This window comes from Pseudomonas sihuiensis, from assembly GCF_900106015.1.
Classification (GTDB): Bacteria; Pseudomonadota; Gammaproteobacteria; order Pseudomonadales; family Pseudomonadaceae; genus Aquipseudomonas; species Aquipseudomonas sihuiensis.
Genome location: NZ_LT629797.1, coordinates 2,158,026 through 2,173,644, shown reverse-complemented (window position 1 = coordinate 2,173,644; position 15,619 = coordinate 2,158,026). Strand labels below are relative to the sequence as shown.

Sequence of the window (15,619 nt, the reverse complement as noted above, 5' to 3'; positions counted from 1 at the left end):
ATAATCGCCGGCTGCCAACCCTCTACCTGTCGAGCTGAGCCTGATCATGTACTCCCTGGCCCGCGAGCTGCTGTTCAAACTGTCCCCGGAAACCTCTCATGAGCTGTCCATCGATCTGATCGGTGCAGGTGGCCGGCTGGGGCTCAATGGCTTGCTGACCAAGGCGCCGACCAGCCTGCCAGTAAACGTGATGGGTTTGCAGTTCGCCAATCCGGTCGGTCTGGCGGCAGGGCTGGACAAGAACGGCGATGCCATCGATGGCTTCGCCCAGCTCGGCTTCGGTTTCGTCGAGATCGGCACCGTTACCCCGCGTCCGCAGCCGGGCAACCCCAAACCGCGCCTGTTTCGTCTGCCGGAGGCCGAGGCGGTGATCAACCGCATGGGTTTCAACAACCATGGTGTCGATCACCTGCTCGAGCGGGTCAAGGCAGCGAAGTTCAAGGGTGTGCTGGGTATCAATATCGGCAAGAACTTCGATACGCCAGTCGAGCGGGCGGTAGACGATTACTTGGCCTGCCTGGACAAGGTATACGCCCACGCCAGCTACGTCACGGTCAACGTCAGCTCACCCAATACACCGGGGCTGCGCAGTCTGCAGTTCGGCGATTCGCTGAAGGAGTTGCTCGAGGCGCTGCGTCGTCGTCAGGAGGATCTGGCTCAGGAGCACGGTAAGCGCGTGCCATTGGCGATCAAGATCGCCCCGGACATGAGTGACGAAGAAACCGCGCTGGTGGCATCAGCGCTGCTGGGCGCCGATATGGATGCGGTGATCGCCACCAATACCACGCTCAGCCGTGAAGGTGTCGAAGGTCTGGCCCATGGGGATGAGGCCGGCGGCTTGTCGGGCGCTCCGGTACGCGACAAGAGTACGCATATCGTCAAGGTGCTGGCGGGTGAACTGTCGGGTCGTCTGCCGATCATTGCGGTGGGCGGTATTACCGAGGGCAAGCATGCGGCCGAGAAGATCGCCGCGGGTGCGAGCCTGGTCCAGATCTATTCGGGTTTCATCTACAAGGGGCCGGCGCTGATTCGCGAGGCGGTGGATGCGATTGCCGCGCTGCGTAAATAAGCCGCATAAATAAATAGGGCTCCCGAAGGAGCCCCTGGGCTTGCGCCCGCCGCCCGGAGGGGGTCGGCATGGTGAAGTCGGGTGTGATCCTGATCAGCCGACAGCGTGAAGTTCGTTGAGTCGATGAATACCGGCCGTGCCGGTCAGCCCATCCCAGTTATCGCCACGGCCCTCACGCCAGCCATTGAGCCAGGCCTGACGAACCGAAGGTAGGGTAAAGGGGCAAAGTTCGCGGGATTTACCATTGATGCCGTACTGATAGCCGCGCAAAAAAGCTCTTTCTAACGGATCACGCTTAAGTCTTCTCATAGGGTGTTGCCCTCACTGTTGACTGTTATGTCCCGTTGGCCTTGTGGCAAGGCCGGGCAGAAATCTTCTGCCTACGAAAGTCCGCTGCCGGCGTGGCGAACTTTCTGTGCCTGCGCCGTTGCGGCGAAAGCCTTAAGTAGTGTTCTAACGAATGCACTGGGGCCTGTGAATGATCGATTTGTCATAAGGGCGTAACCTAAATGCAGGTGAGGCCATAAGGACGCTGGAGATACGTCCAGCACCTTTCAGCCAGACGCCGTCGTATCTGGCTATGCGAGCCGATACCGTCATTTTGCTAGTGCAAATGAGAGTGCTTGCTTATTCCGACGAAGGGTCGCGTTGTGACCTTTTGTCACTTATTTTGAGTCGAGGTGCGCCGCTGCACCTCCCTGATTGCCATAGGCAGTGGAACATCCATGTCTGATCGTTACGAAATCGTGCTGACCTGCCCCAAGGGGCTCGAGGGCCTGTTGCTGGAAGAGGCCCGGGGGCTTGGGCTGGAAGATGCGCGCGAGCAAACGGCCGCGGTTCGCGGTCATGCCGAAATCGAGGTGGCCTATCGACTGTGCCTGTGGTCGCGCCTGGCCAACCGCGTGCTGCTGGTGCTGTCGCGCTTTGCCATGAACAACGCCGACGAGCTTTATGACGGCGTGCAGGCAGTGGACTGGCGCGACCATCTGGAGCCGTCCGGCAGCCTGGCAGTGGAATTCAGCGGCAACGGTTCGGGCATCGACAACACCCACTTCGGTGCACTCAAGGTCAAGGATGCGATTGTCGACCGGTTGCGTACGGCCGGCGGCGAGCGTCCCAGCATCGACAAGCTCAACCCGGACCTGCGCGTGCATCTGCGTCTGGATCGCGGTGAGGCGGTGCTTTCTTTGGACCTCTCCGGCCACAGCCTGCACCAGCGTGGTTACCGCCTGCAGCAGGGAGCGGCGCCGCTGAAAGAGAACCTGGCGGCGGCAGTGCTGATCCGTGCCGGTTGGCCGCGCATTGCTGCCGAGGGCGGTGCATTGGCCGACCCGATGTGCGGTGTGGGTACTTTCCTGGTGGAGGCAGCGCTGATGGCTGCCGATATCGCCCCCAACCTCAAGCGTGAGCGTTGGGGCTTCTCCAATTGGCTGGGCCATGTGCCGGCAATCTGGAAGAAGCTGCATGCCGAGGCCGAGCAGCGTGCCGCGGTGGGGTTGGCCAAGCCGCCGCTGTGGATTCGTGGTTATGAAGCCGACCCGCGCCTGATCCAGCCTGGGCGCAATAACGTCGAGCGCGCCGGCCTGTCCGACTGGGTGAAGATCTATCAGGGCGAGCTGGGCAGTTTCGAGCCGCGCCCGGACCAGAATCAGAAGGGCCTGGTGATCAGCAACCCGCCATACGGCGAACGCCTGGGCGACGAAGCCAGCCTGTTGTACCTCTACCAGAACCTCGGTGAGCGTCTGCGTCAGACCTGCCTGGGCTGGGAGGCAGCGGTATTCACCGGCGCGCCGGAACTGGGCAAGCGCATGGGCCTGCGCAGCCACAAGCAATACGCCTTCTGGAACGGCGCACTGCCCTGCAAACTGCTGTTGATCAGGGTGCAGACCGAGCAGTTCGTTACCGGTGAGCGGCGTGCGCGCGAGGACGATCAAGAGCCAGCGCAGGATGCGCCGCAACAGGCACGTTTGTCCGAAGGCGGGCAGATGTTCGCCAACCGCCTGCAGAAGAACCTCAAGCAGTTGGGCAAGTGGGCACGCCGCGAAGGCGTCGAGTGCTATCGGCTGTACGATGCCGACATGCCCGAGTATGCCGTGGCAGTCGATCTGTACCGCGACTACGTACATGTTCAGGAATATGCCGCGCCGCGCTCAATCGATCCGGACAAGGCTCAGGCGCGCCTGCTCGATGCCTTGGCCGCGATCCCGCAGGCGCTGGGCGTGGCGCAGAGCCGCGTGGTGATCAAGCGTCGTGAGCGTCAGGCGGGTACCAAGCAGTATCAGCGTCAGGCCGCACAGGGCGAGTTCATGGAGGTGAATGAAGGCGGGGTCAAACTGCTGGTCAACCTCACCGACTATCTGGACACCGGGCTGTTCCTCGATCACCGTCCGTTGCGCCTGCGTCTGCAGCGCGAGGCCGCTGGCAAGCGCTTCCTCAACCTGTTCTGTTACACCGCGACGGCTACCGTGCATGCGGCCAAGGGTGGCGCGCGCAGCACCACCAGCGTGGATCTGTCGAAAACTTACCTGGACTGGGCGCGGCGTAATCTCGCGCTCAACGGTTTTTCCGACAAGCACCGTCTGGAGCAGGGCGATGTGATGACCTGGTTGGCAGAGAATCGCGGTGAGTACGAGCTGATCTTCATCGACCCGCCGACCTTCTCCAATTCCAAGCGCATGGAAGGCGTGTTCGATGTGCAGCGTGACCACGTCGAACTGCTCGATCTGGCCATGGCGCGTCTGGCCCGTGGCGGTGTGTTGTATTTCTCCAACAACTTCCGCAAGTTCCAGCTCGATGAAAGCCTGGTGGCGCGCTATCAGGTCGAAGAGATCAGCGCGCAGACGCTGGACCCGGACTTCGTCCGCAACCCGAAGATCCACCGCGCCTGGCGTTTCACTGCACGCTGATAGCGTAGCCCGGATGTAATCCGGGGGCTCTTTTGAACCTAAGCCCCGGATTGCATCCGGGCTACAGCGTGGTCAGCGTTTGGGCTGCTTGTAGGTTTCCAGCAGCACCTGATCGAGGATCGAGGTGGCGCCCCAGGGTTTCGGGTCGTTGAGGATGGCCACCACGGCCCAGTCCTGGCCGTTGCTGTCGCGGCTGTAGCCGGCAATGGCGCGCACATTGTTCAGGGTGCCGGTCTTGATGTGTGCCTCACCCACCAGCGGCGTGCGCTGCAGGCGCCGGCGCATGGTGCCGTCCATTGCCACCAGTGGCATCGAGCTGCGGAACTCGGCAGCGTAAGGGCTGCGCCAGGCCGCCTGGAGGATCAGCGCCATTTCCCGTGCGCTGATGCGTTCGGCGCGCGACAGGCCGGAGCCATTCTCCATCACCAGATGCGGCGCCGTGATGCCCTTGCGCGCCAGCCAGCTGCGAATGACACGCTGCGCGGCCATGGCGTCATCCTTGTCGGCTTCCGTACGGAACTGTGCGCCGATGCTGAGAAACAGCTGCCGAGCCATGGTGTTGTTGCTGTACTTGTTGATGTCGCGGACGATCTCCACCACATCCGGGGAGAAGGCGCGCACCAGCATGCGGGCTTTTTCCGGAACAGGGCCCAGACGGTCCTTGCCAAGAATCTTGCCGCCCAGCTCCTGCCAGATACCGCGTACCGCGCCGGCGGCGTAGCTGGGATGGTCGAGCAGCGACAGGTAGGTCTGCGCACTGCAGCCTTCAGCCAGTTGGCCGCTGACGATCAGGGTCGTGCCGTCGTACTGCTCCACCGCGTTGTAGCGGATATCGGGCCAGGCCGGACAGGTTGCAGCCTTGAGCACGCGAACCTGATTGTCGATACGGACAGTGGCGATTGGTGGGTCCATGGCGATATGCGCCTTGCCGCCTTCGGCGCGGGTGATGAAACGCTGCGCCTTGAGGTTGACCAGCAGGGAGTCGGGTTTGACCAGGAAGGGTTTGTTGGCATCGCCACCGTCATCATTGAACGCCGGTAACTGCGGGGCAACGAAGAAGCTGCGATCGAGCACCAGATCGCCTTGAACCTGGCGCACGCCGTTGATGCGCAGATCGCGCAGCAGCAGCCAGAGTTTCTCCATGTTCAGTTTCGGGTCGCCGCCACCCTTGAGGTAGAGGTTGCCATGCAGCACACCATCCTTCAGCGGGCCATCGGCATAGAACTCGGTCTTCCATTGATGGTTGGGCCCCAGCAATTCCAGGGCGGCGTAGGTGGTCACCAGCTTCATGGTGGAGGCCGGGTTGACCGAGATATCGGCATTGAACTGCAGGCCGCCAGCCTGCCCGCCCAGAGGCACGGTCATTACCGACAGCGAGTTGTTGGAAATCTTGTTGGCCTTCAGCGCCTGCTCGACCTTGGCAGGGAGTGCGGCGCTGGCAGCGTGGCAGGACAGGGCGAGGGGGAGAAGCAGGGCGCTCAGCGCCAGTTGGCGAAACCGCTGAATCATCGACAGGAACCTTCCGCAGTCAGGCGGGAGTGACGTGGGAGACAGACAAACGACAGTCCGACTCGGGGAAAAGTTGCCGGCATTATGCCGCAAGATTCTGCTCGCAGTCGGCCCCGCCGGGTTAAAAACAGTCACTGCAAACAGCTGGCGTTCAACATGTTCGAAGGGCCGGCAGGACGATACAAAACGGGCGCTCTGGCGGCGAAACTGCTAGAGTGCCGCGCGTTATTACCTTTGAGGATTGTTTCATGGCGACCAACCGTTCCCGCCGTCTGCGCAAGAAGCTCTGTGTCGATGAATTCCAGGAGCTGGGCTTCGAGCTGACCCTGAACTTCAAGGCCGACTTGAGCGACCAGACCCTCGACGATTTCGTCGATCAGTTCCTCGATCAGGCCATCGCCGGCAATGGTCTGGATTACGTAGGTGGCGAAGACTTCGGTCTGGTCTGCCTGGCCAAGCGTGGCTCGGTCAACGAGGAGCAGCGTGCTGCCGTCGAGGCCTGGCTGAAAGGCCGCGACGAACTGGAGAAGTTCGAACTCAGCCCGTTGCAGGACGTCTGGTACCCGGAAAACCCGATCAACCAGGCTTGATCGCTACTCGGCGCCGGGTTCTCTGGCGCCAGTCATCAGGTAGGGTGCGCCGCGCGCACCCAGCGTTTGACCTGATATCGAAGCTCGGTGCGCGGAGCGCCCCTACAGAGCTCCAGCTTTTTCCAGCAGCGCTTGTTCGTCTACCTTATCGATCTGTTCGGCCTGCATGAAACGCTCGGCGTAGCGCCGGTAGATGCCTGCGCGAATGAACAGAGCGAACAGCTGCGGGTCGATGTGCGCACCCTTGCACATGCCGACCATGATGTTCAGTGCCTCCGACAGCGTCTTGCCCTTCTTGTAGGGGCGATCCACTGCCGTCAGGGCTTCGAAGATATCGGCGATCGCCATCATGCGTGCCGGCAGGCTCATCTGTTCGCGCGTCAGGCGTTTGGGATAGCCCGTGCCGTCCATCTTCTCGTGGTGCCCACCGGCGATCTCGGTGACATTCTGCAGATGCTTGGGGAAGGGCAGGCGGTCGAGCATCAGGATGGTCTGCACGATGTGGTGGTTGATGATGTAGCGCTCTTCGGCCGTCAGCGTGCCGCGGGCGATGCTCAGGTTGTGCAGTTCGCCACGGTTGAATTTGTACTGCGGCACTTCCAGCTTGAAGCCCCAGCGATTGTCTGGCGCGATCACCTCCTGGTCGGCGCGCTCGATCAGATGGTCGAGGCGGTCAGCGAGCAGCGGCTCCTCCACCGGCAGGCTGCTGGGGGCCGAGTGTTCCAGGCGCTTGGCTTCCTCCCAGGAAACGCCCAGGCGATTGTCCAGTGTGCGTAGCCAGCGTCGTTCGGCGATCTGCTTGAGGCGAGCCTGGTCGTCATCGGCCATGGCCTCGCCACCCAGATTGATGCGCGCGATGAAGGCGAATTCGTCGTCCAGATCGCTCAGCAGCTGGTCGCGCAGAGCCGCCAGTGCGCTTTCCTCACCACCTTCGGCACGACCACGCCAATAGGCGACCCAGGCATCGCGCTTGAGTACCTCGAAGCGCATGCGTATTTCGTGGATGCGGTCGTACAGGGTTTCCAGCTTGGTCGCCTTGTCCACCACGTACTCGGGTGTGGTGACCTTGCCGCAATCGTGCAGCCAGGCGGCGATATGCAGCGCCTCCCACTCCTCGTCGCTGGGGTTGTAGTCACGAAACTCGGGGGCGTCGCTCTCGGCTGCAGCACGGGCCAGCATCAGGGTGATTTCCGGTACGCGCTGACAGTGGCCGCCGGTATAGGGACTCTTGGCGTCGATGGCGCCGGCGATCAGCTGGATGAAGGCATCGAGCAACTGCTTCTGCCTGGCCAGCAGGCGTTGGCTCTCGATGCACAGGGCTGCACTGCCTGAGACGGCGTCGACGAAGGCGACGCGATCCGGGCTGAGCATGCTTTCGTTATCCTCGCCGGTATCGCGTTGCAACAGTACTAGCACGCCAACGGTGTCGCCCTGACGGTTATGCAGGCCGGCAGCGATCAAGTGCAGGCGCGGACTGTCCATGGCCGACAGCAGCCCTTGAAATTTACCCGCCTGATCGAAGCCGATGGAGGTGGCGACACTGTCGCCGCCGCTGGCCGGACGCTGCAGCCAGCTGGGTAAGGTTGGGTCATCATGGGCCAGTCCGTGGATGCCCAGATCGGCGAGGCTGCGGCTCTGGCCGTCGATCACCAACCCCTGTGGCTCCAGGCGGCCGCTGTCATTGTCCAGCAGATAAAGCAGGCCGCCCTGGGCCGCGCTGATGGAGACGGTGGCGTCCATCACGCGCTTGATCAGCGCGTCGAATTGGGTTTCCGCCGAGAGGCTGGCAGCGATGTCGAGAAAGCTCGACAGGGTGTCCTTCATGCTGCTCATCGACACCGCTAGCTGGTCGACCTCGAGAATCGGCGAGCGACCGCTGGCCGGATGGGCGAAGTCGAAACGGCGGATGGCCTGCGCCTCCTGCACCAGGCTGCGCAGCGGTTTGACCACCAGACGTGAAGTCAGCCAGCCCAGCGGCAGGCACAGCAGCAGGGTGGTGAGAGTGATCAGCGCGCCCTGCCAGCGGATGCGATAAGCCTCTGCCAGCAGCTCTTGCTCGGGCACCAGCAGGGCCAGATGCAACCCCTGTGGGCCGCCCTCCTGAATGTGCCGGTGAGCCATGGCCCAACGCTGCTTGGCCAGTTCGACGATGCCCTCGTCTCGTTCGTTCAGTTGGCCGGACAGCAGTTCACCCAGAGCCGGATTGAGTTCACTGACCTTGACCAGCGATACCTTGCCATCGACCTCCTTGAGCAGGCGGCTGCTCTCGGGGTAGGCCACGGCATTGCCATCGTTGTCGGCGAGTACCACCTGGCTGTTGGGGGTGACGCGGTGGCTGGCCAAGGTGGCCGAGAGATCGTCGAGCGTCAGGTCGGCGCCAATCACGGTGGTCAGGCCGCTGCGCCTGGCCAATGTGGTGCCGATTTCCTGGGTGGAGAAGAACAGATAGGGCGCGGTGGTGATCTGTCCGCCATCGCCGCGCGCGCGCTTGAACCAGTCGCGCTGCCTGGGATCGTAAGGTTCGCTGAGTTTCTGCCGGCGGCTGAGCTGGTTCAGTGAGCCGTCATAGAACAGGTAATCGCTGTCGGTCCCGGCGCTGCTGCGGTCGATGGCCCAGACCTGATAAGCCGCTTTGTTCGGCGCGTCGAAACGCTGCTTGAGCATGTCGCTGCGCAGCGGTCTGACCATGAAGAAGTCGCCATCCTCATAGCCAAGATAGATCGAGGCCAGTTTGGGGTTGTCGCGCAGGGCCTGAACGAACAGCGGCAGCATTTCCAGGCGTTCATCGAGCGTGTCGGCCTCTGTGGCCGGGTGCAGCGCCAGCAGGCTGAGCAGGTGGCGTATGGGGCGGTAGGTATTGTCCAGATCTCTCTGTACGTCGTGCTGGATGCGCTCGAAGAGTGTCGAACTGCTGGAGAAGATCAGCCGGCTGGTCTGCTGGTAATTGAACAACCCCAGCACGACACCGGTGAACAGCAGCAGAAGCGTGAACAGGACACTGATATGAACGTGCAGGGGGAAACGGCGTTCTCCGGGAACGGCGGTATTGAGCATCGCACTTCACTCCTTGCGGGCGCTGCAGGCTTCCACAGCATAGTGAAGAGTGGGCGAATCTGCCGAAACGTTATAAAGGCTGCCGAGAATTGTCCGCGGCTTTGCTCGGTTTGTTCAGTTGCAGGCGCAGGCCATGGACCAGAAGCGCCACGGTCAGGCTCAAGGCCACGCCGATCAGCGCGTTGAGCAGGCGCACCTCCGCCAGGTGCCAGTCCTGAGCAAGGCTCTCGGCCAGGAGCACAAAGCACAGGCTGGTCTGCAGCACGAACAAGCCGTAGTGATTGGCCTGCAGCGCGCGGCTGAGAATCACCAGCACCAGCAAGGTCATGACCATCGTCGGGGGGCTTTGCAGGCTGTGACCGAAGACGATTAGCAGGCCGGCGGCAGCGAGGCTGGCCAGGCTCGCCTGCAGCGCTCGCACCAGGCTGCCCTGGAATTCCAGCTGTAGCGTGGTGATGACGGTCAGCGTCAGCCAGTAACCGCGCGACAGGCCGGCCAGATTGACGATCAGCCCTGACGCGGCAAACGCCAGCATGCAGGCCAGCGCATGCAGACGCCATTGCTGGCGAGGCAGGCGCTGCGCGTGGCGCTTGAGTACCTTGAGAATGGCCAGGAAGCGCGGCATGTACGGCCACATGCGCAGGCCGTGCAGGCCGCGCAGGCCGAAGGCCAGCAGCATCACCCAGAGCCCGCCGAGTATGAACAGCATGGCCACCGCATAAGGGTTGTGCAGGTTGCCGATGCCGAATTGTCCCTGGCCGAGGCACAGGCAGATGCACAGACCGATACCCAGCTTGCCGGCTTCGCTGCCGAAGCGTTGCAGCCAGGCCAGCAGCAGGCCGAAAGCAGCGAAAATGCCCAGGCTGATCAGCGGGTGGCTGGCGGCCCAGAAACCCAGGCCGGCGCTGCAGGCACCGAGGCCGGTGAGCAGCAGCATGCGCAGCATGCCGAAGCGGTGCAGCGGGTTCGCCTGTGCGGCCTGAAAGGCACCGGCCGATGCCCAGAGAAAACCACTGTGAGCGGTGAACAGGCCGAGCACCAGCGGCAAAGCGCAGCCCAGCCCAGCGACCACGGCCGGCCCCCAGGCCGGCGGGCCGGCATGCCAGGTGAAACTGTTGCGAATCAGGTTCTTCATGCGCTCTTTTCGTCAGAGCGGGCTCGAACGGCCCGTCATTTCCCTCGCCATTTCCGTAGCGTAGCTGTCCGTCATGCCAGCGATGAAGTCGATCACCCGCATGAACGAGCGATACAGGGGCCAACCCGGTTCAGGCGCGTAGTAGCTGAGCAGATCGAGAATACGCCGGTGCTTGAACGACAGCGCACGCCCACTGTGCAGCTCCAGTGCCGCACCGCAGAAGGCGTTGAGGAGGATTTCCAGCGTGGTATAGGCGCCGATCTCATGCAACGTCTTGCGCTTGTCGTGGAAGATCTTCTCGCGCGCCAGTGACTTTGCGCTCTGCACACAGTGCTTGGCGGCGCCATGCATGTGTTCGACCAGATCGCCCTGCAGGCCGCCGTCCAGCAGGGCCTGCTGCTGTTCGACGAAGGCACTGGCAGCCGCGTTGGTCAGGTGTTCGATGGCCTTGCCGCGCAGGATCGCCAGTTTGCGCCGGCGCGAGTCCTTGGGGCCGAGCTGGCGATAGGTCTCCGGCAGGTCATCGCCTACCAGATCGAGCAGCAGCGCCTCGACTTCGGTGTAGTCGAGCAGCTCCATTTCCACGCCGTCTTCCAGGTCGATCAGGCCGTAGCAGATGTCGTCCGCCGCTTCCATCAGATAGACCAGCGGGTGACGCGCCCAGCGCTGCGTTTCCAGTTGCGGCAGTTCGAGCTTGGCGGCGATCTGTTCGAGCAGTGGCAGCTCGCTCTGGTAGCAGCCGAACTTGTGTTTCTTGTAGCCCTGTGCGTCCGCGTGGCGGGCCGTCCAGGGGTACTTGAGGTAGGTGCCGAGGGTGGCGTAGGTCAGCCGTGTGCCGCCGTCGAACTGGTGGTACTCCAGCTGGGTGAGCACGCGAAAACCCTGGGCGTTACCTTCGAAATTGAGAAAATCGCCGCGTTCGGCATCGCTCATCGCATCCAGCCAGCCGCGTCCGGCGGCTTGCTGAAACCAGTGGCGAATGGCGTCTTCGCCGGAGTGGCCGAACGGCGGGTTGCCTATGTCATGGGCCAGGCAGGCGGACTGCACCACCATGCCCAGGTCGCTCGGCGTGCACCAGTGGGGCAGGTCGTCACGCAACATCTCGCCAACGCGCATGGCCAGCGAACGGCCGACGCAGCTGACTTCCAGGGAGTGGGTCAGGCGGGTGTGAATATGGTCGTTGCTCGACACCGGGTGCACCTGGGTCTTGCGTCCCAGGCGGCGGAAGGCACCGGAGAAGATGATGCGGTCATGATCCTTGTGGAAGGGACTGCGTCCCAGCTCTGCAGAGCTGGGCGCAGGTTTACCGAGACGTTCGCGGGTGAGCAGGGTGTGCCAATCCAAGGCCGATCCTCGCCAAGTTGATCCAAGTCTCCTAGCTTCGGCGTTCGCGCAGCGCTGCGCAACCCGAGGCAAGGATGATGAATAATGGGTTGGTCAATAAATTGGCTTTTATGCATATACTTATCGAGCATATTGGAGTCATTTATATAAAGTGACGTGTATTTGACTTTTTGTGATTGGCGAGCTTAAGTGACATCTGTGGTTGCTTGTTATTTGACGGTGTGTGGTGAAGGAGAGGGCTCCGCATACCGGTAGTAGAGGTTGCTAGGGAGAACGTCATGGACAGCTTGCCGTTGTGCCGGACCATGCACCCCGTATCAGCGAGGCGCAGTTGCCACGCCTTCATTGTTCATCTGCCTATTTCCCGTGCACCGACCTTGCTGGAGCCGAGTCGACTCGCTCTGGCGTGCTGCCCCTATGGGCTGTCTGGTCGTTGGTAGTTGTCTCGGCCTGGAGGCCTCAGTCGAGTCGACCGTTTTTCAGACGACGTGCGTATATCGCCCGTGTGCGGCTTAACGCGTACACGCAGGATCGACAGTCGGGCGTCGGGGAGATGCAGTATGAAACCTTTATCACCCAGTTCGGGCCCGAACGAGGCACAGGGCACTGTGTGCCCCGCTGATGGAGAGCTTGCGCCGCCTGGGCAGCTATCACGACGCAGTTTTCTTCAAGGTAGTGCTGCGCTGGCCGCGGCGCCGCTGATCCTGGCGCCCAGTCGCAGCGAGGCAGTTGTACCGCCTAGCCCGCCAACCATTGCCTGGCAGGAATTTCTGCCCAATGAGCCGGCGCTGCTTTACGGCAGCACGCTCAATCCGCCGCCTACCGAGCTGGCCAACACCGCCGCCGGCGAGGCCGGGCGGCCGGCGCATCAGCGCTGGGCCGAGTTCGGCCCGCAGGCCGAGCACTACGAGTTGCATGCGGCGCAGCGCGAGGGTTGGGTGTTCAACCCAGCCTATCCACCACAACCGGTATGGACCTTCCAGGCCGCCGTTGCGGATCTGTCCGTGCTCAGTCCGGTGGTGCACTCGCACTACGGCCATCCGATGATCTGCCGCATCTACAATGACCTGCCGGCCAACCACACCGGTTTTGGTACGCCAGAGATCAGTACCCACCTGCACAACGCTCACGTCGGGTCGGAGAGTGATGGCTTTCCCGGCGACTACTACAGCCCCACCAAGGCCGGGCCCAGCCTGACCGCGCCAGGCGGTTTCAAGGACCACCTTTACTCCAATATCTACGCTGGCTACGACGAGCTGCAGAACGGCATCGGCGACTACCGCGAAGCTCTTGGCACCCTGTTCTACCATGACCACACCCTGGACTTCACCGCGCCCAACATCGTCCGCGGGCTGATGGGTTTCTTCCTGCTGTTCGATCATCTCGACTCAGGCAATGAGAAGGACCCCAACCCGGCTGCCCTGCGTCTGCCCAGTCACCCCTATGATTACCCGCTGAGCTTCTGCGACCGGCGTTTCGACCCCAACGGCATCCTTTACTACGACCAGGTCAGCCCCGAGGGCATCCTCGGCGACAAGACCATAGTCAACGGCAAAATCCAGCCGGTGCTTCGGGTGGCTCGGCGCAAGTACCGCCTGCGTCTGCTTAACGGTGGGCCGAGCCGCTTCTACCAGTTCTACCTGGTGCGGCCGAACAACGTGATCCAGCCCTTCACCTACATCGCCAACGACGGCAACCTGCTGGACAAACCGCTGCTCAATCAGACCAACGTGCGCCTGGGTGTGGCCGAGCGGGCCGATATCGTGGTGGATTTTTCGCGCTACCCGGTGGGCACCGAGCTGTATCTGGCCAACCGCCTGACCCATCGCCCTGAGGACACCCGTCGCCCCTATCAGGTGGTGGCACCCGGCGAATGGGTGCTGAAGATAGTGGTCGACCGCGAGCCGCCGGAGCAGGACCTGAGCCAGGTGCCGGCCAATCTGCGGCCGCTGCCGCCGCTGCCGACGACCGCCCAGCTGGCGGCGCTGCCGGTGCGCAAGTTCCTCTTCGAGCGCCGACAGAACATGTGGGCAATCAACGGTCAGTTCATCAATCTCAATACTCCGCGCGCCCTGGTGCCCATGGGGGCCATGGAGATCTGGGAGCTGTACAGCGTCGATGACGGCTGGGATCACCCCGTTCATATCCATTTCGAGGAGGGCCGTCTGCTGAGCAAGACCACCGATGGCAGGAATGTGGCGATTGCTGCGCATGAGAAGGGACGCAAGGACGTATTCAATATCACTGATCGTACTGTCCTTCGCGTGCTGATGCGTTTTCGCGACTACAAGGGCAAGTACGTGATGCACTGCCACAACCTGATCCACGAAGACCACGCCATGATGCTGCGTTTTGACATCGTCTGAGCCAGCCGGAGGTTTGCCATGAATACGCGAAGAAAGGTACTGGCAGGGCTGGGCGTCGCTGCGTTCGGCTGGGCCGCCTGGCGCTCGGGCAGCAGCCTGCAGCAACCGGCTGCGCCGCTGGCCGGGGTGGGCGGTGCACGTTTTCCCAATGTCCCGCTGCTGACCCACGAGGGTCGTGAAGTGCGCTTCTATGACGACCTGGTGCGTGGCAAGGTGGTGGCGATCAACATGATGTATGCCCAGTGCAGCAACAGTTGTCCGGCTACCACTGCCAACCTGCGTCTGGTGCAGGAGATGCTCGGCGAGCGCGCCGGGCGCGATGTGCACCTGTATTCGCTGACGCTGCAGCCGGAGCTGGACAGCCCCGAGCGTTTGCGCGAGTACGTCGAGCGCCACCATATCGGTCCCGGCTGGCAGTTTCTCACCGGCGCGCGCGCCGATATCGAACAACTGCGCCGCGCCCTGGGTTTCTACGACGTCGACCCGGTGGTGGACCTCAACGATCTGAGCCATACCGGCATGCTGCGCATCGGCAACGCTGCACTGGATCGCTGGACGATGGCGCCGTCGCTGACCGATGCCGCGCAGATCCTGTCTACCATCAATCATGTCGATAGCAAGGTGGTGCACACCGCCTATCGCCCGAGTGAGGCGCCTGCCGAGCAGTTAGCGCAGGCGTAGACGTTCTACCTGCACGCGGCCGCTGGCATCGAGGCGGCCGCGTACCTGCACGTAGGCGCCGGGATGCGGCGCATCATCCAGGCGTGTGCGTGCGTCGATCAGTAGCGCCAGACCGTCCAGCCTGCCGGCATCATCTAGGCGGCCATGCAGACGTACTCGGGCGCCCACCGGCACGGGGGCTGGTTGTCCGGCAGCATCGCGTGCGCCTTGTTCGATCCAGGCCACGATCAGGTCGATTTCCGCATCCGTGAGATAGGGCGGACCGTCGTACGGCATGCGGGGGCGCGCCTGGCCACGAATGCGCCGCACCAGCTCGCTGGCTGCAGGGTTGCCGGGCACCACGCGGGCGCGTTCGCCGCTGGCCAGGGTCGCGGCGTAACTCGACAGCAGATAACCCTCGGGAGCCGGACCCATCAGGCCGCTGGCGGAATGGCAGGTAGCGCAGCGGCGCAGCAAGATGGCTTCGACGTGGCGGTAGTCGACCACCCCGTTGAGGCTTGAGACGGCGGCGGTAGGCTGGGTTGCGCTTTCGCGGCCTGCTGGTAGGCCGGCATTTATCCAGCGTTCTACCATGGCGATCTCGGCGGCTTCGAGAAAGGGTGGGCCGCTCAGCGGCATACGCAGTTGGCTGCTGCCCGTCAGGCGACGCAGCAACTCGCTGCCGGCAGCATCGCCAGCGTGGACCACCGGCCCGCGCTGGCTGCCGCGCAACAGATTCTCCAGGCTGTCCAGGCGCAGGCCCAGCGGGGCCTGCGCGCCGCTGTGGCAAACCAGGCAGCGGTTGGCCAGTAGCGGAGCGATGTCGTCGTGGTAGGTCGGGGATGCGGCGGCCAGCACACTGGCGCTGAGCAGCAGCGGGATGAACAGGCGCAGGGCTAGCCAGAGCATAAGCGCAGCCTCGAAGACTGGGGCAGATCATTCAGCCGTTCGGCGCGAGGCTTCTGTGGGCACGGATGTATCCGAGA

At 62.8% G+C, this 15,619-nt stretch carries 11 protein-coding genes; 5 read left to right on the top strand and 6 right to left on the bottom strand.

Annotated features, from left to right (window positions below; all coding sequences use genetic code 11):
- The first annotated feature begins 46 nt into the window (after positions 1 to 46).
- Entirely contained in the window at positions 47 to 1,069 is a 1,023-nt protein-coding gene (locus BLT86_RS10265; protein WP_003462008.1) for a quinone-dependent dihydroorotate dehydrogenase, read from the top strand.
- 93 nt (positions 1,070 to 1,162) lie between these two features.
- On the opposite strand, the gene rmf is transcribed toward BLT86_RS10265, so the two are convergent.
- Positions 1,163 to 1,378: a ribosome modulation factor gene (rmf, locus tag BLT86_RS10260; protein ID WP_003244273.1), complete on the bottom strand. Its 216-nt coding sequence runs from the start codon at positions 1,376 to 1,378 to the stop codon at positions 1,163 to 1,165.
- 416 nt (positions 1,379 to 1,794) lie between these two features.
- Between rmf and rlmKL the strand changes: the two genes are divergently transcribed.
- Complete coding sequence (rlmKL, locus tag BLT86_RS10255; RefSeq protein WP_092376480.1) at positions 1,795 to 3,975, top strand: bifunctional 23S rRNA (guanine(2069)-N(7))-methyltransferase RlmK/23S rRNA (guanine(2445)-N(2))-methyltransferase RlmL; 2,181 nt, start codon at positions 1,795 to 1,797, stop codon at positions 3,973 to 3,975.
- A 72-nt stretch (positions 3,976 to 4,047) separates the two neighbouring features.
- Here the strand turns inward: rlmKL and dacB are convergent, their stop codons facing one another.
- Positions 4,048 to 5,484 carry a D-alanyl-D-alanine carboxypeptidase/D-alanyl-D-alanine endopeptidase gene (gene dacB / locus BLT86_RS10250; RefSeq protein ID WP_021489783.1) on the bottom strand — a complete coding sequence of 479 codons (1,437 nt, stop codon included), beginning with the start codon at positions 5,482 to 5,484 and terminating at the stop codon, positions 4,048 to 4,050.
- A gap of 248 nt (positions 5,485 to 5,732) precedes the next feature.
- On the opposite strand from dacB, the gene BLT86_RS10245 reads away from it, so the two are divergent.
- Positions 5,733 to 6,074 (top strand): YggL family protein, encoded by a 342-nt coding sequence (locus BLT86_RS10245; protein ID WP_045735171.1) that lies wholly within the window; start codon positions 5,733 to 5,735, stop codon positions 6,072 to 6,074.
- Between the two features lie 102 nt (positions 6,075 to 6,176).
- On the opposite strand, the gene BLT86_RS10240 is transcribed toward BLT86_RS10245, so the two are convergent.
- The 3 genes from BLT86_RS10240 to BLT86_RS10230 form a co-directional block, all read right to left on the bottom strand.
- Positions 6,177 to 9,128, bottom strand: coding sequence for an HD domain-containing phosphohydrolase (locus BLT86_RS10240; RefSeq protein WP_090337564.1), 2,952 nt, complete (start codon positions 9,126 to 9,128; stop codon positions 6,177 to 6,179).
- Between the two features lie 70 nt (positions 9,129 to 9,198).
- Positions 9,199 to 10,263 carry an FUSC family protein gene (locus BLT86_RS10235; protein WP_017679313.1) on the bottom strand — a complete coding sequence of 355 codons (1,065 nt, stop codon included), beginning with the start codon at positions 10,261 to 10,263 and terminating at the stop codon, positions 9,199 to 9,201.
- 12 nt (positions 10,264 to 10,275) lie between these two features.
- Positions 10,276 to 11,607 carry a deoxyguanosinetriphosphate triphosphohydrolase gene (locus tag BLT86_RS10230; RefSeq protein ID WP_045735173.1) on the bottom strand — a complete coding sequence of 444 codons (1,332 nt, stop codon included), beginning with the start codon at positions 11,605 to 11,607 and terminating at the stop codon, positions 10,276 to 10,278.
- A gap of 560 nt (positions 11,608 to 12,167) precedes the next feature.
- Here BLT86_RS10230 and BLT86_RS10225 point away from each other — a divergent pair.
- Together BLT86_RS10225 and BLT86_RS10220 are read left to right on the top strand one after the other, a co-directional pair.
- Positions 12,168 to 13,973, top strand: coding sequence for a multicopper oxidase family protein (locus BLT86_RS10225; protein WP_122958666.1), 1,806 nt, complete (start codon positions 12,168 to 12,170; stop codon positions 13,971 to 13,973).
- Positions 13,974 to 13,991: 18 nt separating this feature from the next.
- The gene (locus BLT86_RS10220) at positions 13,992 to 14,654 is read left to right on the top strand and encodes an SCO family protein (RefSeq protein ID WP_017679316.1); all 663 of its coding nucleotides are present in this window, start codon (positions 13,992 to 13,994) and stop codon (positions 14,652 to 14,654) included.
- Here BLT86_RS10220 and BLT86_RS10215 read toward each other — a convergent pair.
- Complete coding sequence (locus BLT86_RS10215; protein WP_017679317.1) at positions 14,640 to 15,542, bottom strand: c-type cytochrome domain-containing protein; 903 nt, start codon at positions 15,540 to 15,542, stop codon at positions 14,640 to 14,642. The genes BLT86_RS10220 and BLT86_RS10215 overlap by 15 nt on opposite strands.
- Between the last annotated feature and the right edge of the window lie 77 nt (positions 15,543 to 15,619).